The organism is Acinetobacter genomosp. 15BJ, assembly GCF_000400715.1.
Classification (GTDB): domain Bacteria; phylum Pseudomonadota; class Gammaproteobacteria; order Pseudomonadales; family Moraxellaceae; genus Acinetobacter.
In genome coordinates this window covers 515167-538401 of the sequence record NZ_KE007346.1, presented here as the reverse complement: position 1 = coordinate 538401, position 23235 = coordinate 515167, and the positions used below count along the sequence as shown (strand labels likewise).

Annotated in this window: 21 protein-coding genes; 9 read left to right on the top strand and 12 right to left on the bottom strand. The window is 40.4% G+C overall.

All coding sequences use genetic code 11. The features are described from left to right. Nucleotides 1-1068 (bottom strand): ferredoxin reductase, encoded by a 1068-nt coding sequence (locus F896_RS14200; RefSeq protein WP_016162935.1) that lies wholly within the window; start codon nucleotides 1066-1068, stop codon nucleotides 1-3. A gap of 140 nt (nucleotides 1069-1208) precedes the next feature. Here F896_RS14200 and fabR point away from each other — a divergent pair, with 140 nt between their 5' ends. The 3 genes from fabR to dps all read left to right on the top strand — a co-directional run bounded on the left by fabR (nucleotide 1209) and on the right by dps (nucleotide 3717). Then, nucleotides 1209-1904, top strand: a complete 696-nt coding sequence (gene fabR / locus F896_RS14205) for an HTH-type transcriptional repressor FabR (RefSeq protein WP_016162934.1) — start codon at nucleotides 1209-1211, stop codon at nucleotides 1902-1904. An 86-nt stretch (nucleotides 1905-1990) separates the two neighbouring features. Then, entirely contained in the window at nucleotides 1991-3007 is a 1017-nt protein-coding gene (locus tag F896_RS14210) for an AI-2E family transporter (protein WP_005202300.1), read from the top strand. Between the two features lie 215 nt (nucleotides 3008-3222). Further along, entirely contained in the window at nucleotides 3223-3717 is a 495-nt protein-coding gene (gene dps / locus F896_RS14215) for a DNA starvation/stationary phase protection protein Dps (protein ID WP_016162933.1), read from the top strand. A gap of 53 nt (nucleotides 3718-3770) precedes the next feature. Here the strand turns inward: dps and rapA are convergent, their stop codons facing one another. From rapA to F896_RS14245, 6 genes are all read right to left on the bottom strand, one after another. Next, complete coding sequence (gene rapA / locus F896_RS14220; protein WP_016162932.1) at nucleotides 3771-6608, bottom strand: RNA polymerase-associated protein RapA; 2838 nt, start codon at nucleotides 6606-6608, stop codon at nucleotides 3771-3773. A 144-nt stretch (nucleotides 6609-6752) separates the two neighbouring features. Further along, nucleotides 6753-7397: an RluA family pseudouridine synthase gene (locus F896_RS14225; protein WP_171069641.1), complete on the bottom strand. Its 645-nt coding sequence runs from the start codon at nucleotides 7395-7397 to the stop codon at nucleotides 6753-6755. Between the two features lie 142 nt (nucleotides 7398-7539). Continuing rightward, nucleotides 7540-7956 carry a GlcG/HbpS family heme-binding protein gene (locus F896_RS14230; protein WP_005202294.1) on the bottom strand — a complete coding sequence of 139 codons (417 nt, stop codon included), beginning with the start codon at nucleotides 7954-7956 and terminating at the stop codon, nucleotides 7540-7542. Between the two features lie 327 nt (nucleotides 7957-8283). After that, entirely contained in the window at nucleotides 8284-9582 is a 1299-nt protein-coding gene (gene hemL, locus F896_RS14235; protein WP_016162930.1) for a glutamate-1-semialdehyde 2,1-aminomutase, read from the bottom strand. Between the two features lie 82 nt (nucleotides 9583-9664). Next, nucleotides 9665-10276: a thiamine phosphate synthase gene (gene thiE / locus F896_RS14240; protein ID WP_016162929.1), complete on the bottom strand. Its 612-nt coding sequence runs from the start codon at nucleotides 10274-10276 to the stop codon at nucleotides 9665-9667. Nucleotides 10277-10427: 151 nt separating this feature from the next. Next, nucleotides 10428-10799, bottom strand: a complete 372-nt coding sequence (locus F896_RS14245; protein WP_005184094.1) for an Mpo1-like protein — start codon at nucleotides 10797-10799, stop codon at nucleotides 10428-10430. Nucleotides 10800-10976: 177 nt separating this feature from the next. On the opposite strand from F896_RS14245, the gene F896_RS14250 reads away from it, so the two are divergent. Beyond that, the gene (locus F896_RS14250; protein WP_016162928.1) at nucleotides 10977-12434 is read left to right on the top strand and encodes a CYTH and CHAD domain-containing protein; all 1458 of its coding nucleotides are present in this window, start codon (nucleotides 10977-10979) and stop codon (nucleotides 12432-12434) included. Nucleotides 12435-12802: 368 nt separating this feature from the next. On the opposite strand, the gene F896_RS14255 is transcribed toward F896_RS14250, so the two are convergent. Then, complete coding sequence (locus F896_RS14255) at nucleotides 12803-13438, bottom strand: hypothetical protein (protein WP_016162927.1); 636 nt, start codon at nucleotides 13436-13438, stop codon at nucleotides 12803-12805. 105 nt (nucleotides 13439-13543) lie between these two features. Here F896_RS14255 and F896_RS14260 point away from each other — a divergent pair, with 105 nt between their 5' ends. Next, nucleotides 13544-13927, top strand: a complete 384-nt coding sequence (locus F896_RS14260; RefSeq protein ID WP_004801353.1) for a DUF3144 domain-containing protein — start codon at nucleotides 13544-13546, stop codon at nucleotides 13925-13927. A 53-nt stretch (nucleotides 13928-13980) separates the two neighbouring features. On the opposite strand, the gene F896_RS14265 is transcribed toward F896_RS14260, so the two are convergent. Beyond that, nucleotides 13981-16749: a M16 family metallopeptidase gene (locus F896_RS14265; protein ID WP_016162926.1), complete on the bottom strand. Its 2769-nt coding sequence runs from the start codon at nucleotides 16747-16749 to the stop codon at nucleotides 13981-13983. A gap of 144 nt (nucleotides 16750-16893) precedes the next feature. Further along, a complete protein-coding gene (locus tag F896_RS14270; RefSeq protein WP_016162925.1) occupies nucleotides 16894-17712 on the bottom strand; it encodes a PhzF family phenazine biosynthesis protein in 819 nt (272 codons plus the stop codon). Between the two features lie 273 nt (nucleotides 17713-17985). Here F896_RS14270 and F896_RS14275 point away from each other — a divergent pair, with 273 nt between their 5' ends. The 3 genes from F896_RS14275 to F896_RS14280 all read left to right on the top strand — a co-directional run bounded on the left by F896_RS14275 (nucleotide 17986) and on the right by F896_RS14280 (nucleotide 20022). Further along, complete coding sequence (locus tag F896_RS14275) at nucleotides 17986-18597, top strand: DJ-1/PfpI family protein (protein WP_016162924.1); 612 nt, start codon at nucleotides 17986-17988, stop codon at nucleotides 18595-18597. A gap of 12 nt (nucleotides 18598-18609) precedes the next feature. Then, nucleotides 18610-18738: a DUF1427 family protein gene (locus tag F896_RS20335; protein WP_081402372.1), complete on the top strand. Its 129-nt coding sequence runs from the start codon at nucleotides 18610-18612 to the stop codon at nucleotides 18736-18738. Nucleotides 18739-18813: 75 nt separating this feature from the next. After that, a complete protein-coding gene (locus F896_RS14280; protein ID WP_005202188.1) occupies nucleotides 18814-20022 on the top strand; it encodes an IS256-like element ISAba26 family transposase in 1209 nt (402 codons plus the stop codon). A 160-nt stretch (nucleotides 20023-20182) separates the two neighbouring features. On the opposite strand, the gene F896_RS14285 is transcribed toward F896_RS14280, so the two are convergent. After that, nucleotides 20183-20803: a pentapeptide repeat-containing protein gene (locus tag F896_RS14285; protein ID WP_032882087.1), complete on the bottom strand. Its 621-nt coding sequence runs from the start codon at nucleotides 20801-20803 to the stop codon at nucleotides 20183-20185. A 139-nt stretch (nucleotides 20804-20942) separates the two neighbouring features. Continuing rightward, nucleotides 20943-22199 (bottom strand): NADP-dependent isocitrate dehydrogenase, encoded by a 1257-nt coding sequence (gene icd / locus F896_RS14290; RefSeq protein WP_016162922.1) that lies wholly within the window; start codon nucleotides 22197-22199, stop codon nucleotides 20943-20945. Between the two features lie 193 nt (nucleotides 22200-22392). On the opposite strand from icd, the gene F896_RS14295 reads away from it, so the two are divergent. Further along, the gene (locus F896_RS14295) at nucleotides 22393-23211 is read left to right on the top strand and encodes an rRNA large subunit pseudouridine synthase E (RefSeq protein WP_016162921.1); all 819 of its coding nucleotides are present in this window, start codon (nucleotides 22393-22395) and stop codon (nucleotides 23209-23211) included. Nucleotides 23212-23235 lie beyond the last annotated feature (24 nt).

The following is a 23235-nucleotide window of genomic DNA, read 5'->3' as shown; positions in this document are numbered from 1 at the left end:
TTATAGATCAATCACAAGATCAGACTGGGCTGAATTGACACAAATTTTTAATAGCTGTGTTGGTTCATTATTGGCAGCACCATTCAATAAGTTTTTGGTTGCGCCTTGTGCTTTATTACAGGCACATTTATTACAAATCCCCATACGGCAACCATGATTTGGCTTGATGCCTTGATGTTCTAAGCTAGACAGAATCGATTGGCCTTTAGGAATGGCGATGGTCTTATTGGATTGGGTCAACGTGACATTCACAAAGCCTGTATCCGCTGCATCCACATCAAATTGGCTCAAGCTAAAAGCTTCGGTTTGCAATGTAGCGGCATCTTGGAACAGACTTTCTGCTGTTGCCGCAAAACCCGATGGTCCACAGGCATAGACCGTGGTTTCAGCTAAATCACGGATTTGATCAGCATGGCTTTGATTTAAACGTTGATCTTGTTCTTGGGTATAAAAAATTTGGGCACTAAAATTTGAAAAATTTTCAGATACTTCTTTCAGATATTCTGCATAAGCTGCATCGGCATGGGTTTTGACCCAATACATCAATTGGACGGATGTTGTATTCAATTGTTTTGACTGACATAACGCTTCAATCAAACTCAGCATCGGGGTGATACCACTCCCCGCTGCCAGCAATACTAAATGCGGTGTTGCAACGGTCTGCTGCATCTCACCATAAGGCTGTCCCAAACGTAAGATATCCCCAGTTTGACTGCCCTCAACCAACCAAGAACTGACTAAACCTTGATCCACTTTTTTCACGGTTAAACAGAGATGATCGGCATCCACCTGCATCAAACTATAAGTACGCTCATAGTGACGACCTGCAATATCAACCGTCACAGGATGATGCTGCCCTGCAACACCACGAGCGACATGTCGGTTGCATTGCAGAATAAGGCTGACTGTGTCTTTTGCTACGATTTGTTTTTTTACAATTTTGGCAAGAGACTGATTAATCGACCACAATGGATTGATTTTCTGTAACCAAAAATTGGCGTCATGGCTGTTCATCACACTGTGAGCCAACGAATTAAATAGAGAATTTCTCTTTTCAATTGCTTGCATGAGCAGGTTTACTCTGGTTGTTTGCTAATTATTATACATATGTATATATATTTGTATATATACTCGTATAATAATTTACATTTCACAAGTCCACAGACAATCGCTATAATCCCGAGTAGCTTACTTATATATTGAAAACAATGGTTCATTCTTCTTTTTTACCACTCAGCCATGACAACTTAAACGAACAAGATGTCATTCCTATGAAATCTCCTGTGCGCTCAGTAGGTAGAAAAGCAACCATTACCAAAGAAGAGTTGTTTCAAGCCACACTCAATCTGATCGGCCCACAAAAAAGTATCGCTTCACTCAGCTTGCGTGAAATTGCGCGTGAAGCAGGTATTGCTCCAAATAGCTTCTATCGCCACTTTAAAGACATTGATGAACTGGCGATTGCCTTGATTGATCAATCGGGTTTGGTACTGCGCCGGATTATTCGTGAAGCACGTTTACAGGCTTCAAAGCAGCAAAGCATTATCCGCAGTTCGGTTGAAGTGTTTATTCAACAATTGAATACCGATGAGGGTAACCTAAGTTTGTTATTACGCGAAGGTTATACGGGTTCAACCTCATATAAAGCAGCGGTTGACCGTCAACTCAACTTCTTTCAGCAAGAGCTTCAAGAAGACCTGATTCGTTTAGAACGTTTGAATAACAGTAAGCTCAGTCATGCTGATCTTGCTGCCAAAGCCATCACCCAATTGGTGTTCAATATGGGTGCAAAAGTGCTGGATTTACCTACAGAGCAACGCACTGAAGTGGCAGAACAAACCATGGTGATGATTCGTATGATTTTAGAAGGCGCGCGCCATATCAATGAAATGGAAATTGATTAATTGTTCGCAGCGCAATAGGATAGATGTCATCAAAATCATATGTTTGTTCTTTAACATAACAACAACTTAAACTAGGCATCTAGATCATGAATCTACTCAGTGACCGTCAAAGCATCATCGCCAGTTTTATCTTAATGGCTTTGTTTTTAATGATGGTCATTCCCCTGCATTTACTTCCGAGTTTTTTTGCAGGTTTTCTGGTCTTTGAAATTATTAACAGTTTAAGTTCGATTGTTGAAAAACATATTGATGGTCAACGCGCACGTATCTTTATTAGTATTATTCTGGGTATTCTAACCACGTTCCTGATTGGCTTTTTTATTACCAGTCTGATTAGCTTTGTGATCTATGATTTAAAAGGTACAGGACTGAATTCCTTTAACTTTAAGATCGATCAAACACTGATTAAATTCCAAGAGGAAATGAGTCATTACCTGCCAGGATATTTGCCGCATAGCGTGGCGGATATCAAAAACCAGATTTTGTCTTTTATCAAAAATAATATTTCGATCGTCAAAAATACAGGCACCGATATTCTGCATAACCTAGCGACAATGGTGATTGGTCTAATTGTCGGGATTTTGGTATCGATCCAGAATTTCAAACAACATGCGCCACAACCTGCGTTTAAAGCGGCTGTGCTGCATCGCATTCAAAAGCTTTCCGTTTCGTTTAAAAATGTGGTCTTTGCTCAAGTGAAAATTTCCCTGATCAATACCGCATTATTTATGATCTTTGTCTTTATCGTTCTACCGATCTTCAATATCCATTTACCTTTTGCCAAAACCCTGACCATTCTGACCTTTATTTTTGGTCTACTACCGATTATTGGTAATCTGATTTCAAATACTTTGATCATTATGGCTGGCTTGACCATTTCCCTGTCTGTGGCAGCCATCGCATTGGCATATCTGGTGATCATTCATAAGCTGGAATACTTCGTCAATGCCAAAATCATTGGCACCAAAATTAATGCCAGTGCTTGGGAAGTGTTATTGGCGATGCTCATTTTTGAATCAATCTTTGGACTCAGCGGTCTGATTGTTGCGCCTATTTTCTATGCTTATATCAAACTGGAATGTAAGGATGCAGGACTGATTTAAGCCATTTTTACAATTCTAAAAGAAGTCTAACAGATGGAAGCATCATTCCATCTGAATCAAAACCAATAAAATCAAAAACAGAATTGATGATAAGCAAACTTACAAAAGCCTAGAAAACGAAAACACTCAAGCCTCGATTCAAGCGATAAGCTAGTCATGAAATGAATGGTTTTTATTCACTATGTTTCATCACATTATAATTGAATGAGGTAACTATGAATTCTTCAACAGCGAAAGCTTTAAAAGTATATACACGTAATAATTTAGACGACTCAATTAAAGAGTCCACGGTAAAAATCTTAAATCAAATCCTTGCCAACCTGATTGATCTTTCCTTATTGACCAAGCAGGCGCATTGGAACATGCGGGGTAGCAACTTCATTGCCGTACATGAAATGTTAGATATGTTCCGTACTTCATTAATCACCCATTTGGACAATGTCGCAGAGCGTGCGGTACAGATCGGTGGAACCGCATTAGGAACAACGCAAACGGTTGCAGAAACATCACATCTCAAGCCATACCCTGTTGCCATTCATGCAGTACAAGACCATCTTAAAGAGTTGGCAGATCGTTATGGTGTAGTCGCCAACCATCTGCGTGATACTATTGATGAAATTCAAGACCCAATTTCTGAAGATATTATCCATGCTGCATTAGAAGATCTGGATCAATATTTATGGTTCTTAGAAGCCAATATCGATCACTAAATCAATAGATAAAAAAAGAGGACGTTAATCGTCCTCTTTTTTTGCTGTTTTAATTATGGTTTAACCACAACCAAAACTTGAATTGCTTCTGGCGTCACAGACAGACCATCTAACAGACCTAAGCCCTCTTTCTGGAATTTCTGTAAACGCTCGATTTCATCTTGGCGAATACTTGGATTAAATTGCTTGAGATAGCTTAAACGGTCAATTTCATACTGCCATTTACCACTGTAATGCTCTTTGGCTTGTTGCATTAATTCTGGCAATGATCCCTTGGCAATCTCTAAGGCTTGTGCATAACGTGACTCAATCACATCACGACGCGCTTTCACCACTTGGCGGCAACTATTGCCATCTAGGTGATGCAGATACGGACGTAGAATGCTTGGGTCAATCTTGGCAGACAAGTCCTGACCATTTTCGCTGAGCAATACACGAATTAATTGTTTCGGTAAGCTTGATGGCAAGTTCAATGCTTTTGGTGCAACCACATCGACCTTGAACCATACTTCCAGTAACACCGAACCTTGTTTCAATGCATTTGATTTCAATAAGGCCACATTGGTACTGCCAAATGATTGTGTGCGGATCATTTCCATCACACTTTCAATAAACGGATGTTCCAAAGTCAAATATTGCGCATCTTCACGGATTTGTGCCTGATCACGATAGAAGGTCGCAGTCATGCCTTCTTCATCTAAGGTAATTCCTTGGACTTGCATTTGATCAGTCGGCTTGATGATCACGGTACCGTTACTTTGCTCATCAAAATCGATATTAGTTGATGACATGAAACGCTTCACAAACATTGGCAAAGTGGTGTTGTCATCATAATCTTCAAGCGCTTGTACAATGCCTTGTGCAACCACTGGGCGGCACGAGTTGTACTCCAGCAAACGGTCACGACCTGCTTGTAATTCAGCTTCCAAAGCTTGACGCTGTACATTGACTTCTTCAAGTAAATCTTCAAACGTTTGGCCTTGATCTGCCAATAAGCAATCTTTTAGTTCAACAATAAAATTCTCTTGTAGCGTTTGCGCCGTTGGAGAAATACTGCTGAAAATATTGAGTGCTTCGTTATACCAACGGAACATACGTTCTTGTGCGGTACCCATCAGATACGGCACATGGATTTGAATACGGTTTTCTTGACCAATACGATCCAGACGACCAATACGTTGTTCCAATACGTCAGGGTTTGCCGGTAGATCAAATAAGATCAAATCACTGGCAAACTGGAAGTTACGCCCTTCTGAACCAATTTCCGAACACAATAGGATTTGAGCGCCATAACTGTCTTCTGCAAAATATGCCGCAGCTTGGTCACGCTCTAATAAACTCATGCCCTCATGGAACATCGCGGTACGGATACCTGCATGTAAACGTAGAACATTTTCCAATGCTTCAACCACTGGGCCGCTGCGTGCAATCAACAACACTTTTTTGTGCTTTAATTCTTTACGCAGCACTTCCATCAACCAAGGCACACGCGGATCATTTTCCATCCACGCACCATCGAGTTGACCTTCTTCTGGCCACATTTGCTCACGCATTTTGCCATCAAATGACCAGTCTTCTGGTGCAGGTAAAGGCGCTGGCTGGCAATCACGACCAGGGAAACCTTGAATTGCTTCACGGGTATTACGGAACAGAATACGGCCTGTGCCATGACGGTCTAATAATTCATGAATCGCACGCATACGCTGTTCAGGCTGATCATCAATACGATGACCCAATAAGCCGTCCAGTGCAGCAAGATGCTCTTCTGTTAAGGCTTGATCTGACATCAACACTTCTGCAATTTTTGCAGTATGTTGATATTGTTCTTCTTCATCAAGGAAACGGTCAAGGCTACTGAAACGTTGCGGATCGAGTAAACGAAGACGGGCAAAATGACTTTCTACACCGAGCTGTTCAGGCGTTGCGGTGAGCAGTAACACACCTTCGGTTTGTTCAGCCAATTCTTCGACCAGATCATAACGATCGTTGCCTCCTTCTTCTTCACTCCACATCAAATGATGAGCTTCATCGACCACCAATAGATCAAAACCTGCTTCCATGGCTTGCTCACGCAAGTCATCGTGGTCAACCATCAAGTCAACGCTGGCAATAATGCATTGCTCAGTCAGGAATGGATTCAAATCAGGATCATGTTCTTTAATCGAAGCGGTACGAGTTAAGTCGAACAGCGAGAATTGCAAATTGAAACGGCGGCGCATTTCAATCATCCACTGATATTGCAGTGAATCAGGCACTAAAATCAGGATACGTTCTGAACGTCCTGTTTTCAGTTGTTGGTGAATGATCAAACCTGCTTCAATGGTTTTACCTAGGCCAACTTCATCGGCCAATAAAACACGCGGGGCAAAACGTTTACCGACTTCATGCGCGATATAAAGTTGGTGTGGAATCAAGCCCACGCGCGCACCAAGAAAACCACGTAAAGGGCTGGTGTGCATTTGTGCTTGCAACAACATCGCTTCAATGCGTAGGTCATACCATTCTTTATAATCGACTTGGCTGGCTAACAGACGTTCTAATGGTTTTGACAGCTGGATCTGTGCACCGATACGGGTTTCGTTCAGTGACTTACGTTCTTGTTCGCCATTTTCAAGGCTACGAACCACATCGTAACGCAGTACACCATGACGATCTTCAATGGATTCAACAGTCCACTTGACGCCTTCTTGGTCTTGTACTTCATCATTAACGTTAAAGATGATGCGAGATAAAGGCGCATTGTTACGTGCATAGACACGAGTTTCATCACTTTTAGGGAATAAAATGCTGATAGAACGTTCATCTACATCAATAAGAACCCCTAAACCGAGTTCAGTTTCAGTATCTGATAACCAACGTTGACCAATAGCAAACTGCTGCAATTTTTCCACCTTTATCTCAAGTTAGCCTACATATTTTATGCCCTGACCCAAATAAAAGTTAAGGCATTTTATGTAGTTTTCAACGATGTATTTTGACACAAAGCGCAATCAAATAGCGTGCATCACATCGTGTTTCATAAAAAAGTTTTTAGACTAAAACGGTACTGCACAATCGAAAGTGAGCTGTGCACCTGTTTTAGGATGCGCAAAGCTTAATTGCGTGGCATGTAAGCACAAACGCGCATAAAGCTGTTGCTGTTCTGGCGTGGCATATAAAGTATCACCCAGAATCGGATGTCCTAAATATTGCATATGCACACGAAGCTGATGTGAACGCCCTGTAATCGGAATCAATTGAACTCGAGTTACAGCTTGTCCTTTAATTTCTAAATGTTCGATCACTTGCCATTCTGTTAATGCCGGCTTGTGATAAGAGGCATCCACAATATGCAAGGGTGGACGGCTTGGGTCATAAATCACAGGAATATCGACTATCCCCTGACCTTCTAAATGTCCTGCAACCAAAGCCTGATAAATTTTTGAGGTTTGACGATCTTGAAATTGACGCGAAATATTGCTCTGTCCAAATTTGGATAAACCAAACACCAAGATGCCAGAAGTATCACGATCTAAACGATGAATCAGTAAAGTTTTTGGTTCTAATTCTAATAAACGATTGATTAAACAATCTTGTAAATCAGGTGTTTTCCCCGGCACTGTGAGTAAGCCTGCAGGTTTATGGATGACCATAAAATCTTCATCACGATGAATCAAATGTTCACTTAGAAAATCATTCAAGGTAGCCTTCCAACGACTGGATGAAAACAAGCGGGCAATCATAAAAAGCTTGGCGCTGAATTACAATGCATGACACGTATTTTTACTGATTTTTTTCGTGTTTCTCTCGATATTTCATCCAGAATCGAATTTAAATGATGATTTAGGTCTGTTGCTCTAGAAATTGTTGAATCGCATGTTGAGCAATTTCTGCATCCTGAAAAGATTGTACACCCGAAACACCAACAGCCCCGACAACCTGCCCTTGATAGACAATTGGCTCACCACCTTCCAACATGCCTTTTGCTGCATTGATCGTTAAAAAGCCGATCTTACCATCACGGATCATATCTTCGGATGCCTTGGTGGTTCTTCGACTGACCGCAGCAGATTGAGCTTTTTCTTGGCAAATCTGTGTCGATAATACCGATGCGCCATCCATACGCTTCATCATTAATAAGGTTCCACCGTCATCGACTACTGCAATGCTGACATTAAAGCTGTGCGCTGTTGCATATTGCAAGGCTGCGTCAACTAAAATTTCCACATCAGCGGATGTTAAATAATGTTTAGTTTTCATGTTTTACTCCATTCCTATGGGTTTCTTATAAAAAGCTTTTAGATATGATACAACTGCTATCTACAGCCCGCGCAAGCCCAAAGCACCGCCTAAGACCAACGCGAATATAGTTTACTATTCAAGCATTATTTCCCCTTACGGTACAGTAAAGATTGTTTATCTTTGTGCTTCGTCGCAGCGGTTTATCGTATAAATAGATAGGAACTCTTTAAGATTCCGTTACGCTGAAGCACTATTGTTAAACCTGTTAAGTTCTCTATTCAGCTCAAGTAAAATGCGTCCATAAAAAAAGCCCGAATAAATCGGGCTTCTATCTGCATTACAAGGTTATTTCATTTCGGCAAAAGTTTCTTTTGCGGCCTGAATGGTCTCTGCAATATCTTGATCTGAATGCATCGATGAAATAAATCCAGCTTCAAATGCAGACGGCGCAAGATAAACTCCACGCTTTAACATGCCGTGGAAGAATTTCTTAAATGCTTCCACATCACAGGCCAACATTGAATCAAAGCTGGTAATGTCCTCTTGATCAGTGAAATACAAACCAAACATGCCACCGACTTGCTGAGTTTTAAATGGAATACCCGCTTCGTCTGCCGCAGCCTGTAAACCTGCGAGTAATTTTGCGAGCTGTGCAGCCAGCTTGTCATAAAACTCTGGGTCACGCAGATGCTTGAACATCGCAATACCAGCACGCATTGCCAATGGATTCCCTGACAAAGTTCCTGCTTGATAAACACCACCTAAAGGTGCGATGCATTCCATGATTTCACGTTTACCACCAAAAGCACCAACTGGTAAGCCCGCACCAATGATTTTACCCAACGTAGTTAAATCAGGTTTAACGTTATACACCGATTGTGCGCCGCCCAAAGCAACACGGAAACCTGTCATTACTTCATCAATAATAAAGACTGATTTGTATTCATCACACACATCACGAATCGCTTGTAAGAAACCATCGATTGGTGTCACTAGGTTCATATTGCCTGCTACAGGTTCAATGATCACCCCCGCAATCTCATGACCGAATTTGCTAAAGCATTCTTTCAATGCTTCGATATTATTATACGGTAGCGTTAAGGTATGTTTGGCAAAATCAGCAGGTACACCTTTCGAGGTCGGCTCACCTTCACCTAAGGTCAGCAAACCTGAACCTGCTTTTACCAATAACGAATCGGAATGACCGTGGTAGCAGCCTTCAAATTTAACAATCTTGTCACGGCCTGTATAACCACGCGCCAAACGAATCGCGGTCATGGTGGCTTCGGTACCCGAACTGGTCATACGTACCAATTCAATTGAAGGCATGATCTCGCAAATGGTGTCTGCCAAAGTGGTTTCATATACCGTTGGTGCACCAAAACTTAGACCATCTTCTGCCGCAGTTTGTACCGCTTGAATAATATCTGGATGCGCGTGACCCAAAATCATTGGCCCCCATGAACCCACATAGTCCACATAACGCTTACCATCGACATCCCACAAATACGCCCCTTTTGCCTTTTCAATAAAGACAGGCGTACCACCAACACCGTTAAATGCACGTACAGGTGAATTTACGCCACCTGGAATATGTTTATTTGCTTGTTTAAATAGCTGTTCTTGCTTTGGAGATAAGCTCATAAAAGACTCAACCTAGAATCGAGGACGAGGAACGTTGTCGTTCCGAGAAACAATAAAAGTTCCGCGAAGCGGATACATATAATTAGTCAAATAACGTTGCCCATGCATTTACACGAGCAGGAATTTCGGCTGTTGATCGGCCTAATATATCACTAATTACTGCACAAAGGCTTGCTCCAGCCTCAATCACCACTTGAGAATTTTCCACAGTCAGACCACCAATCGCACAAATCGGCACAGCAAATTTTTGTTTCGCTTGTTTGATCACTTCAATGCCTACATTGCCTGCTTCTGGTTTGGTTGAAGTCGCATAAACGGCACCAAAGGCCACATAAGTTGCACCATCAGCAATCGCCTTTTCCGCCAACTCTAATGAATTTAAGCAAGTTCGACCAATAATTACACCTTGTGGTAAACGTGCGGCAGCATCACTTATTTCACCATCCGATTGTCCAAGATGCACCCCTAATCCAAATTGTTCTGCCAGTGCCAAATCATCATTAATCACAAATGGAACTTGATGCTTTTCACAAAGTGCTTTGATCTGCTCGACTTCACTTGGCTGATCTGCTTTTGCGACTTTTTTACGACGGTATTGCAGAATGGCAATCTTGCCTGTCGCTAGAGCCACATCTAGTTTTTCTAATAATAATTGGATTGGATCATCATTGGTGATGAGATAAAGACCGCGCATGAACGTTTCGCTATTCACTATAATTACATTAGCTTTAGGGTATATTTTCTTGTTTGAAAATTAAAGATAGCGAGTGTATTTACATCATTAACCGCTGCAAATCAGAACAAATAAAAAAGCTGCAAAAGCAGCTTTTTTATTTGTTCTGATTTTAAGAATCAATTTTATCAAACTGACGATCAATCAGACTTAAACGACCACGTGCAACGTCTGACAACATACGCCAATCCGAGATAAAACTATAAAGCGGCTGTTTAAAGCTAGCAGGCTTATTATGTTCAAAGAAAAAATGCCCAACCCAAGCACACGCATAGCCTGATACCAAACCATACAAAGCATATTTTGCCTGACGTTTACGGATGGCTTTGCTAAAGAAATATAAACCGACCGAGCTGCCTGCGACGTGCAAACGACGGCTGGCAATACTGCGATGTTCTGTTAAATAAAAGTGATAAAATTCATCATAGTTTTTAATGGGTAATGAAAATTCCACTGGCTTGGTAATATTCGCTGGTGCATTCATTTTAAGATCATCCTAATCGTGCAAGACTCTCCACACGTTAATGCATTTTCTGTACAAAATAAAGTCATTGTGTGCCATCCTTTTCAGGCTTAAAACAACTTTACAATGATTTTTGAGATCAACAAGTTATACTAAGTTTTGTTTAAATCATTCTCGGTGGTCAGGAGTCATAACATCATGGAAATAGAGCTAAAATTTCAACTCCCTGAATCTAAGAAAAAAAGTGTGTTACAGGTTTTAAGCAAACAAAAAGCACAAAAAATTCAACTTCAAGCAAAATATTACGATACTACTGACCGTTTACTGGCAAAAAATTATGTTGCTATTCGTCTGCGTCAGGAAGGTGAACATTGGGTGCAAACCTTTAAAGCTGCTAGTAAAAACCATTTACAACGCATTGAAGAAGATATTTATTTAGGCAAATGTGCTGAAGAACCTGAACTGGACTTATCTTTATATAAACATAACCAAACGGTCCAAAGCGTACTCCGTGATGTTTTAGGTGAAGAACCTGCTGAACTACAGTTGCAATTTCAAACTGACGTACATCGTACCTTCCATGTATTCGAGTTTGAGGGGGCTCAAATTGAAGTCTGTTTGGACGATGGCGAAATCCGGACTCCAACCGATCAAGCCAAAATCTGCGAAGTTGAATTTGAGTTAAAACAAGGATCAGCACAATCTCTGGTTAATTTTACCAAAACGTGGGTAGATAAATATCAACTATGGCTCGATGTGCGCAGTAAAGCTGAACGTGGCAATTTATTGGCTATTGGCAAAACGGTATCCCCTGCCACCAAAGCGAAATCACTAAGCCTAGAGAAAAATGTCAGTGCTGAACAAGCAATCAAACTGATTATCGAAAATACGCTTAATCATATCTTACCTAATGCAGCTGCAATTGCCGATGGTGTGGCCGAAGCGGATCATATTCACCAAGCTCGTGTCGGTTTACGTCGTTTACGCTCTGCTTTAAAACATTTTTCTAACTGGTCTACGCGAATTGATCCTACTTGGGAAAGCCAATTGGCTAATATTTTTAGAGCCTTGGGACAATCACGTGATAATGATGCGATTCAAGATTCCATCATTCCCTTAGTAAAAGAGGTTTGTGATTTTGATTTTCCATTCCCTGAGAGTGTTGACAGCACTGTTTCTCAGTTATTAAGCCACACTAAAACCACACAGCTATTTTTAGCATTGTTCAGCTTCACCTATAGTGAGCATGAGTCTAAATCTAAACTTTCTAAACAAGCAGCTAAAAGCTTAACTAAGCTTTACCAAAAGATTCTAAAAGATGCAGCCCAATTTTCTAAGTTAGAAGTCGAGCAACAACATCGTACTCGTAAGCGTGTCAAACAATTGCGTTATTGCATCGACTTTATTGCAGGGATTTATCCTGAAAAACAAGTTCAACAATTCTTAAATAAGTTACAGCCAATTCAGGAATATTTAGGTTTTTATAATGACCTGTTTGTTGCTGAGCAAATCTTTGAGCAACAAACTGCTGAATACCCGCAGTTTTTATTTGCATTAGGTTGGGTTAAGGCTCAGCAACCACATGTGGCAAAAAAAGCGGCGAAAAAGTTACAAGGCTTATCTGCTCAGGACGCTTTTTGGGATGAGAAGCGATAGCTGCATAAGGGAAAATCACCTCACTCTATTATCGTGCTGGCACATGGATGCCGCCACAAATAATCTAAGTCCTACAAAAAGCGGATACTCGGAAACGTCATCAGCAACCTGAGCAAGTCAAAGCGACTAAAGCTTTGACTTAGTGCAAGACAAGCGAAGTGCGTAGTCTATACTCAAGCATAGCTTTCGCCTTGCGGTACGACAAAGATTATTAATCTTTGCGATTCGCACCTCAGGTTTTGCCTACTTTGTCCGAAAACAAAGTAGGAAATCGCCTACGCGAAAACATCCAAACTTTATATAGCTCTTGTGGCTGTGCTATTATTTTTAATGAAAATTAGAGTGTTAAACTATTTATTCCAATTAAATCATTTACGATACTTCCCAAAAATCTTCCACGTTCCATTATCAGCAATCGGATCGCTATAACTATCATTACGCTGCTTCCGCGGCTTATCCCGTGCATCGACCAATTTAAAATGCGGTTCAACACTGAGAATCATGCTATTCATATAAAACCGAGTCCGTGTATATTCACTTTGCCCATGTTGGAAAACATATGTCCTTAAATCAATAAACTCACGATGCGCAACTAAGGCAGCCGTATCATCACTGCCCAACCATTCCTGCATTGCAAAAATCTGATCCGTCTCAAACTGCCCACATTTTTCTAACAAGGCAGCGACGCCACGAAAAGTTTTCGATTCTTTAGCGCGTGTTTTATTAATCCGAATCCGATCGACATGAAAGAAAAACAGCGGCAGATTTAAATGACTTGGTAAATGAATCGCATCCACTACCTCATCTTCCATAAAAGGCTGACACAGCTGTTGTGCTCTTTCAATCAAGGGTTGCCATTGTCGATAATACTCATCCACATCTTGTTGCAACCCATAATAAATCGGCAAGCCTTCAACATTTTCCAAATATTGAGGCGGATAAATATGTTGGCGCAGTAAGGCTATATCTGTTTTTAAGCTTTGAATCGCGATCGCATCTTGCATAGTGATTATTCTAATTGCTTAGGCTATTTTAGATTAAGGCAAAGGTTTAGTTTCGACAAGGCTTTGTCTATAATGAAGTGTCTTAACTTGTCGCTGGAAAATATCATGTCTCAAAAAATTAACGCCACCGATGTGACGGATGAAGAAGCTTTAAATGCGGTGTTTTTTGAGCGTGCAGATGAATTTATTAAACTTGCCAATGATTTCTGCCGACCACCAAAAGGTCAGCAAGCCAAGCCAGAAGAGTTACGTGGCCAAGTAAGTGCAGCCATGTTATTTGCCACTGCCCGTTTTAATACATGGGTCGCAGCCAATAACTTTAAAGATGGCAATGAAATGCGTGATGCCAAAGAACAAGTCATGTCTTATCTACTTCAACAATTCCAAATGATGTTAGAAGATAATTTTGACGAATATTGTGAACAGTTTGAAAACTACTTACGTTTCCGTAAGAACGAAGATTTTCATGCCCACAAACATGATCATTAATCTTTGATGCAAAAAAATAAAGCCACCTCATCGGTGGCTTTATTTTTGATTGCTTATTTCAAGTTTTGAGGCTGACCATATTGATCCGCCATGACTTCTACAAACTGATCAAGCTTGATGTATTTTTTGATGGCCGCATTGACATCTTCTTTGGTCAATTTCGCAAGCTCCTGATCGCGCTCTGCACGATCCAACAGCGTTTTGTTACGCTCTAACTGACCTGTCAGCATGCCATGGATATTACGTTCATCTTCTAAAGCGGTCACACGCTTCTTCATGATATCCGCTTTCGCTGCTTCCACTTCCTGCTCGGTTACACCCTTACTTAAAAGTTCATTTAAGACTTTATGTACAGATTGTGATACTTGTGCAGAACGACCCGATGTGTAGTTTGCGGTAATACTCAAGGTTCCATCATCAATATCTGGATCGAGATCTAAACCACTACCAAATCCATACACCAAAGCATTCTTTTCACGCAACTCTTGAGCCAAACGTGATGAAAGTTGTGAGTTCCCTAAAACATGGCTCAGAATAATTAAAGCTGGCGCATCTTTATGATAAGAACCGACTGGTAGTGCTAATACGCTTTGGTAGCTACCAAATTCACGTTGTTCCGATAAGGCATGAACTTTCTGGGCTTTATAAACCGTATATTGCCCTGTCACTTTTGTGAATGGTTGTTTTGCTTTCCAAGAACCAAAAGCTTTTTGCAAAGTTTTCTGCATTTTCTTGGCATCAAAATCACCCGTCACTGCAATTTGAGCATGGTCTGTCACAAAGAACTGATCATAGAATTGTTTCACTTGCGGCTGGGTTACTTCACTAATCTGTTTTTTCGCAAGCTCTGGTTCAAAGTGATAACGGATATCTCCTGGTTGATAGATTTCCAGAATCTTAGACAAAGTCATCGATGACACAACCGCTGGTTCCGTATATGGGCGATCCAACACCGATAGGCTTTGATTTTTTGCCAGATCAAACTCAGTTTGCGAGAATTTTGGCTGTTTAAGGACATCAACAATAAAGTTAAAGAAGTCTTCAAACTTGTCTTTCTTCGCTTGAACAACGATGGTAAAACCATTGCCATTTGAACTGACCGATGCTCCACCGCTAGCCGCAATCGCCTTATCGGTAATTTCCTGCAAGGTATGCTTTTGAGAACCACGGAGCATTAAATAGCTGGCTAAATCTAAAGTAACCCCTTTACCAAATAATGATTTTTCATCACCAAAATCCAAGCTAATCGTGGCATAAGTTTTATCATCACGTGTAGGCGTTGGGAATAATGCATAGCGAATCCCATTCTTTAATTCACCACGTTGAATTTTCTGCTCATTTTTTTGCAATTGCTGAGCAGATTGTGCCATAAACTGGGTCACTTCCTGCTTGTAAACATTTGCATCTTTTAATGGCTCAGGCTTTTCATCGCTTTGATCTAAAGTTTTCGGCTTCTTTTCTGCTTTCATGGTCATCGCTTTCTTTTGATCTTCAGGCGTCGGTAAAATATCGCCTGAAATACGATGTGAAGAGACTAAAAATTCTTTTAAGGTTTTATTTGCATCATTCAGCTTTAAGTCTTGAACTGCTTGTAAGTCCTTAAAGTATTGATCCCATTGACCATGTGATGAAACTGCATAATCACTCAGGCGTGAACCTAAAGCGACCGCGTCATTGGCAATGGTATCTGCGGTATTTTGCGTAATATTTTTGATCCGCTGCAATTCAGCTTCAGTAAATGGCTGGCTATTTTCAACACCTGTTTTTAGAGCATCATCAACCTTTTTCGCATCATGATTCGGGGCATAAATTGCACCCATAAAGACCACATTAAAGTCTTGATCTAACCATGTGGTTGATTGCACTGCCGTACTGATTCCCGTTTCCACCATACTCTTATACAAAGTACCACTTGGCTGCATGGTATATAAGGCTGGCGCAAGTGCTAAAGTCGGTTGTAATGGGATATTTTTTCCATTCATATAGACATGGAATTTAGCCAAATCACTGCCCTTTTGTACCGTAAACTGACGTTGTTCAATTTTACTTGAATCGAGAACAGGCACTTGAACTTGCGCAGGTACTGGACGTGCTGGAATTGGACTAAAATACTGATCAATTTTAGATAAGACCTCAGTCTTATCAAATTTACCTGAAATCACCATCACTGCGTTATTTGGCGCATACCAAGTTCTATAAAACTGGTTCAATTCATTCAGCTGAATCGACTTTAATTCAGGTAAATCGCCAATTGGCAAACGGCCTAAATATTGATTGCCATACGCCGCTTTCCACATTTGATCCATCAGTACAGCAAACGGCTGATCCATACGGATTTCTCGTTCACGTTTTACGATTTCAATTTCAGAAGGAACAAATTTTTCTTGCAGCACCAATTTATCCATACGCTCTGATTCAAGGTATAGAATTTCATTGAGTGCATTTTTTTCAGGACGAACAATATTTAAATATTTGGTCGCATAATAATCTGTGCTGGCATTGGTCATCAACGTATATTGATCCAGACGACGTTGAAACTCATCACCCTTCACATTTTGAGTGCCTTTAAAGGCCAAATGTTCTAATAGATGTGCGAGGCCGCCTTTACCCTTAGGATCATTCAAGGAACCTGTTAAATAAACTGTATTTACATAAACTTTGTTTTCTTTATCGTTTGGTGCAAGAATAACTCTGAAACCGTTATCTAATTTATATTCTTCGATATTTTTTTCACTTTTTACGAGTACCGTCTGAGACCAAGACGTTGCACTCAACCCAATCAAACAAAGAGAGAGAGTAAGTTGCTTAAACCGCATTAACATAATTTATCCAAGTGTTTTTGATGATTTAAATAAAAACGTCAAGCTATAGTAGAGAACGATTCGCATTTTTAATAGTTATGTTTTGAAAAAAGCTGTTTATTTAAACAGCTTTTATCTTTATTTTTGCACAGTTTAAGCTAAAAATCAGATTGTCAGTTCGGCTTGCATATACAATTTGGCATAGCCTGAAATTTCAATACGTTCTTCAGATGCAATCACACATTCTAAAATTCCACCGCGTTTAGATGCCTGAAAAGCGGTTAATCGAGTCTGATTTAGTTTTCCAGCCCAAAGTGGAACAATCGCAGTATGGATTGAACCCGTTACCGGATCTTCATCAATACCAATCGCTGGTGCAAAATAGCGAGAAACACAATCAAACTGACCTTCACCTCTAGCAGTAATTGCAACATCCGGTTGAGAAGCTGTAATCGCGGTACGAACTTGTCCCAGTTGTTTTAGTTTTTCCAGATCAGGTTGCTCATCCAATACATCCTGCACCGTTTCATATTCAATAATATAGGCTTGGACATTACGATAGACCGCTTTAAACGGTTTGGTGAGCCCTTCACGTAACACTTGAGGATAATCAGTAACTAACTCTGCTTTTCGAATCGGGAAATTCATTTTAATTTTGCCATCAGCCCCTTGGCTGACAATAAAAATACCAAGATCGCGTACATGGAACTGAATGGTTTCTACCGTGGTAAAGTCTTTAAATAAAACGAAAGCACTGGCTAAAGTAGCATGCCCACAAAACGCAACCTCATCGAGTGGAGAAAACCAACGAATCTCATAATTGGTTTCATCAATCCTTTTCACAAAAGCAGTTTCAGACAGATTATTTTCCATCGCAATATTTTGCATCAAACTATCATCTAACCATTCATCGACGACGATTACAGCCGCTGGATTTCCTTTAAATAATTCTTTTGTAAAAGCATCAACTTGGTACATCTTCATGTCACAGCACTCTCTCTATTTTTCAATTATTTTGAACATTTGGTCTATAAAGTATAGATACAGATTTTTCTAAATTTACGATACACCGTGGCATTTCTGATTTAAGCACACTAAATGCTTTAAAATTAAGCAAAAACAATACTCCGCTTGCTAACAGATCGATCTAAATGTCCACTGATTTAGCATAATTCAAAATAAGCCATACAGAATATTCACAAACAAAAAACTCAAGCTCTCTATGGTATTACCCAGATTAAACAAGCGAGAAAAGCAATGCGTATTCCTGTTCATGCCATCGTATTTGAAGATTTTGAAACCCTCGACATTATGGGTCCAGTTGAATTGTTTGGCTTACTGCAAGAACATTATCAAGTCCAGTTTTATAGCCTGAATGGAGGTCTAGTTTCCAATAAGCATGGTGTTTGTATTCAAACCAAATCCTTTAGCGAAATGCACGTGAATGACCAAAGTATTTTGCTTGTTCCAGGCGGCATCGTGACGTTTGAATTAATCAAAAATCAGCAGTTTCTTGAGCAGCTCAAAACTTTAGCGAACCAAAGTGCGCATGTTCTGACCATTTGTACAGGCAGTTCATTACTTGCAGCGACAGGTCTTTTAAATGGTATTAAGGCAACATCGAATAAAATGGCATTTGAATTTGTACAAAAACTCAATGACCAAGTGTTGTGGCAAGCCCAAGCCCGTTGGGTGATTGATGGGAAATTCTATACCTCATCTGGTGTGAGCGCAGGTATGGATATGACCCTTGCTTTCATCCATGACACACAGGGTGAAAAGGTCGCGCAATTATGTGCTGAAGAGGCCGAATATATCTGGAATAGCAATCCAAACGTTGATCCCTTTTGTAAAGTAAAAGCAGGCTGATCAACGCTGCATATGAAGATTTATTTATTATCACTTGCGGTTGGCGTATTGGTCGGTGTGCTGTATTACCTACTTGATGTTAAAGCACCTGCACCACCCATTGTTGCATTACTGGGTTTATTGGGCATCGTGATTGGGTGAGGGACTGTTCTAAATTTTGTGTAAGTACTTAATTTTCATTTATCCTTCAGAGGATAATTACAAAAGGTACTTCACATGGATGAAGCAACAATCAAAAGTATGGCTGCCGAATTGGCTAAAGGTCTAAAAACACCAGAAGACTTAAACCAAATGACAGCAGTCTTTAAAAAATTCATGATTGAAACTGCACTCAATACTGAACTTTCAGACCATCTCGGTTATGAAAAGCATCAGTCCAGGAAAGGCTCAAATAGCCGTAATGGGTTTAGTTCTAAAACCATTACAACTCAAGATGGACAACTGGCTTTAGATATTCCCCGTGATCGAGAAGGTTCATTTGAGCCACAAATTATCAAAAAGCACCAAACACGCATCACCAGTATGGATGACCAAATCCTCTCACTGTATGCAAAAGGAATGACTAATAGGGAAATTGTAGCCTTCTTCAAAGAAATGTACGATGCCGATGTCTCAGCATCTCTCATCAGCAAAGTTACCGATGCTGTGATTGAGCAAGTGACTGAGTGGCAAAATAGAGCCTTAGATAGCCTTTATCCTGTTGTCTATCTTGACTGTATTGTTGTCAAAGTCCGTCAGCACTCCAATGTGATTAACAAGTCCGTATACCTTGCTTTAGGCATCAATATGGATGGACAAAAAGAATTACTGGGTATGTGGATTGCTCAGACAGAAGGTGCCAAATTCTGGCTGTCAGTCATGACAGAGCTAAAAAATCGAGGAGTACAGGATATTCTTGTTGCCTGTGTAGATGGATTAAAAGGCTTTCCTGACGCGATAGCCTCCGTTTACCCTCATACTGATATTCAACTGTGTATCGTGCATGTTGTACGCAATAGCCTGAGATTTGTAAGCTGGAAAGACTACAAGGCTGTTACCTCGGGTCTGAAAGCGATTTATCAGGCAAGTACAGAGGAAAATGCTTTAAAGTCCCTAGACATCTTCTGTGATCAATGGAATCACCAGTATCCCAAAATTGGAGAATCCTGGCGGGCCAATTGGGAAAATATCCGAACGATCTTTAGCTATCCAGCCGAAATACGTCATGCAATTTATACAACAAATGCGATTGAGTCGTTGAATAGCGTAATACGCCATTCAACGAAGAAGAGGAAAATCTTTTCATCTGATGACTCAGTAAAGAAGGTCATTTACTTAGCAACATCAAATGCTGCGAAGAAATGGACGATGCCAATTCAAAATTGGCGTTTAGCAATGAATTGGTTTACGATTCAGTTCGATGATCGATTAAAAGATCATTTATAAAAAATGGAACTTACACAAAATAATTTACAGGCTCTGGGTGAACAATTGGTCCCTTTTATTCGACTCTATCTTTCTTAACAAGATAAGCTTTATTCCATCTCCTATAAAAGTGAGTGGCCTAAAACCACTCACTCATTTCGATCAAACACTTTTCTCAGACTCAATCAATTCTGACATCGAAGCCTAGATTTTCAGCAATCATCAGCGTTTGATCAAGATTGATAATTGCCTCTTTAATTTGAGTCTCTTTCAGATCTAAGGCACTCAAATCACTGCCTCTTAAATCACACTCAGTAAAATCTGCACAATGTAACCATGCACCAGAGAGGTCACTCTCTCGAATCGCACTTCCATGGCAACGTGCCCCAGTCAAATCAGCTTCTCTTAAACGGGTTCTCAAAAAAGAAGCTTTCTCTAAATCGGCACCCGCTAATCCAACAAAAGCCCAATCACTGTCCTCAACCCGCATATGGTGAAATTGACAATCGCTAAACATGCTACCGACCAACTTGCAGTCGGTGAATTTGCTATCAAAGAAATTGCAAAAATGAAAAGTACAATTTAAAAATGCACTACTTTGATGAACCGATGCATTAAAACGTGCTCGTCGAAAAGTACACTCATTAAAAATCGCACCTATGTTTTGGGCTTCTGACAGATCTAAGTCAACAAATAGCGTCCGCTCATATTTTTGATTGCTGAGTACTTGTCCATACCAATCCAAGCTGGTAATAGTTTCTGTTGTTTTCGGTGCTGCTGCACCATATTTTCTTTCCGCCATGATGTTCAGTTTTTTATTTTCGAATACATCAAAATATGTCATGCATTCAATTTTGTACATGTTTTTCTCATGACTTATTTATCTCAATTTTAAATAAAAAAAGAGCGGCAAAACCGCTCTTTCATTTCATACTTAGACTTTAATCTTCCATATGCTGGATTATGGCTTGTCCAAACTCAGAACAACGTAATAAGGTTGCATTTGGCATTAAACGCTCAAAGTCGTATGTTACGGTCTTGGCTGAAATCGCACCCGAAACACCCTGAATAATTAAATCTGCTGCTTCAACCCAGCCCATGTCACGCAGCATCATTTCAGCAGAGAGAATAATCGAACCCGGGTTGACCTTATCTTGCCCCGCATACTTCGGTGCTGTGCCATGTGTTGCTTCATAAACTGCAATTGCACCTCCAATATTCGCACCTGGTGCAATCCCAATGCCGCCCACTTCTGCTGCAAGTGCATCAGAAATATAGTCACCATTTAAGTTCAGTGTCGCAATCACGGAATAATCAGCTGGACGCATTAAAATTTGCTGTAAGAATGCATCGGCAATCACATCTTTAATAATGATGTCTTTACCTGTTTTCGGATTTTTAATTTTTACCCAAGGCCCACCATCTAGCAACCGTCCACCAAAACGTTCCATCGCAAGTTCATAACCCCACTCTTTGAACGCACCTTCGGTGTACTTCATGATGTTGCCTTTGTGTACTAACGTCACAGAAGGCTTGTCATTATCAATCGCGAACTGAATGGCTTTACGCACCAGACGCTGAGTCCCTTCTTTAGAAACAGGTTTAATCCCAATCCCACAATCTTTAGGGAATCGGATTTTGGTCACACCCATTTCTTCTTGCAAAAATTTAATGACTTTTTTTGCTTCTGGAGAATCGGCCTTCCATTCAATCCCTGCATAGATATCTTCTGAGTTTTCACGGAAAATCACCATGTCCGTAAGCTCTGGATGTTGCACAGGTGAAGGAACACCTTCAAACCAGCGTACTGGACGCACACAGACATATAGATCGAGTTCTTGGCGCAATGCAACATTCAAAGAACGAATACCGCCACCAACAGGTGTAGTCAAAGGGCCTTTTATTGATATAATAAACTCGCGTAAAGCATCAAAAGTTTCTTCTGGCATATAATTGCCATAGATTTTATCTGCTTTTTCGCCGCAGTAGACTTCCATCCATTCGATTGAACGTTTGCCACCGTAAGCTTTTAGCACGGCGGCATCTACTACTGCCTTCATTGCTGGTGTAATATCCACACCAATACCATCACCTTCAATAAAAGGGATGATTGGACGATTTGGAACATTCAATGACAGGTCTGCATTTACTGTGATTTTGTCTCCATCTGCAGGAACCACAATCTTCTGATAACCCATTTTGTAGGTTCTCCCTCATGTATTTAGCGATTATCTCTATGCCTTCTATGGCATACTTTCGTTTTTTATTGCATGAAACAGTTTAGTTCAAAACAGGTTTTTTTGAGATTTATACGGGAAATAACAACATTTTCCCATTAAATAGAAACCTTTATTGTTATGATGCCGCCCGTAGCCAAAGTAGTATATCCATATGAAAGTAGTCGTATTTAACAAACCTTTTGACGTTTTGTCACAGTTTCGCGAAGATGAAAAACATTTAACAGTTTCAAGTTTTATTAAAGATCCTGAACTTCGTATTGCAGGACGTCTAGATTTAGACTCTGAAGGTTTAATGTTTCTTACTGATCATGGTGGTTTAAATCAATTCATCACCCATCCTGATAATAAGAAATATAAAACTTATCTTGCTCAAGTTGATGGTGATGTCACAGAAGAAGCAATTGAAAAACTGCAAAAGGGTGTTGAACTTGCAGATGGTATGACTTTACCTGCCAAAGCACGTAAAGTTGATCAACCAGAATGGTTATGGGAGCGTAACCCACCAGTACGTTATCGTGCCAATATTCCAACGACTTGGATCGAACTACAAATCTGCGAAGGTCGTAATCGTCAAGTACGTCGTATGACTGCTGCTGTGGGTTTCCCAACTTTACGTCTGATTCGTACTCAAATTGGTAGCATCGATCTCGTTAAACTGGGTTTACAGCCAGGTGAGCAACTCGAAATCGAACCTTTACTTTATCCAGACTTTAAAGACGTTCCAGCTGATAAGCCTTATGAAGGTCGTTCATTCGCGAAAAAATCAAATAATAAACCGCATTTTTCTCGTGCCAAAGATAAAGCACGCGAAGAAAAAGGCGAAAAACCATTTAAAGGTAAGAAGAAAGCTGGCGGCGGTACAACCCGTATTTGGCAAACTGAAGATGCAGACAAACCACGTCGTAAGACCAATGGTACAACGCGCCCAAATACAAAAGCACCACGTGGACGTAGCCGTAATGGTCGTTAAAATCTAAATTTAGCTCATAAAAAA

Excerpts from the sequence above, each read along its gene's own strand:
- F896_RS14280 (WP_005202188.1), top strand. The coding sequence starts at position 18,814 with ATGGATGAAGCAACAATCAAAAGTATGGCTGCCGAATTGGCTAAAGGT.
- F896_RS14285 (WP_032882087.1), bottom strand. The coding sequence starts at position 20,803 with ATGGCGGAAAGAAAATATGGTGCAGCAGCACCGAAAACAACAGAAACT.
- dps (WP_016162933.1), top strand. The coding sequence starts at position 3,223 with ATGAATTCTTCAACAGCGAAAGCTTTAAAAGTATATACACGTAATAAT.
- F896_RS14295 (WP_016162921.1), top strand. The coding sequence starts at position 22,393 with ATGAAAGTAGTCGTATTTAACAAACCTTTTGACGTTTTGTCACAGTTT.
- icd (WP_016162922.1), bottom strand. The coding sequence starts at position 22,199 with ATGGGTTATCAGAAGATTGTGGTTCCTGCAGATGGAGACAAAATCACA.
- F896_RS14255 (WP_016162927.1), bottom strand. The coding sequence starts at position 13,438 with ATGCAAGATGCGATCGCGATTCAAAGCTTAAAAACAGATATAGCCTTA.
- F896_RS14200 (WP_016162935.1), bottom strand. The coding sequence starts at position 1,068 with ATGCAAGCAATTGAAAAGAGAAATTCTCTATTTAATTCGTTGGCTCAC.
- F896_RS14250 (WP_016162928.1), top strand. The coding sequence starts at position 10,977 with ATGGAAATAGAGCTAAAATTTCAACTCCCTGAATCTAAGAAAAAAAGT.
- F896_RS14270 (WP_016162925.1), bottom strand. The coding sequence starts at position 17,712 with ATGAAGATGTACCAAGTTGATGCTTTTACAAAAGAATTATTTAAAGGA.
- F896_RS14245 (WP_005184094.1), bottom strand. The coding sequence starts at position 10,799 with ATGAATGCACCAGCGAATATTACCAAGCCAGTGGAATTTTCATTACCC.
- F896_RS14275 (WP_016162924.1), top strand. The coding sequence starts at position 17,986 with ATGCGTATTCCTGTTCATGCCATCGTATTTGAAGATTTTGAAACCCTC.
- F896_RS14210 (WP_005202300.1), top strand. The coding sequence starts at position 1,991 with ATGAATCTACTCAGTGACCGTCAAAGCATCATCGCCAGTTTTATCTTA.
- F896_RS14230 (WP_005202294.1), bottom strand. The coding sequence starts at position 7,956 with ATGAAAACTAAACATTATTTAACATCCGCTGATGTGGAAATTTTAGTT.
- F896_RS20335 (WP_081402372.1), top strand. The coding sequence starts at position 18,610 with ATGAAGATTTATTTATTATCACTTGCGGTTGGCGTATTGGTCGGTGTG.
- F896_RS14260 (WP_004801353.1), top strand. The coding sequence starts at position 13,544 with ATGTCTCAAAAAATTAACGCCACCGATGTGACGGATGAAGAAGCTTTA.
- thiE (WP_016162929.1), bottom strand. The coding sequence starts at position 10,276 with ATGCGCGGTCTTTATCTCATCACCAATGATGATCCAATCCAATTATTA.
- F896_RS14265 (WP_016162926.1), bottom strand. The coding sequence starts at position 16,749 with ATGTTAATGCGGTTTAAGCAACTTACTCTCTCTCTTTGTTTGATTGGG.
- hemL (WP_016162930.1), bottom strand. The coding sequence starts at position 9,582 with ATGAGCTTATCTCCAAAGCAAGAACAGCTATTTAAACAAGCAAATAAA.
- fabR (WP_016162934.1), top strand. The coding sequence starts at position 1,209 with ATGGTTCATTCTTCTTTTTTACCACTCAGCCATGACAACTTAAACGAA.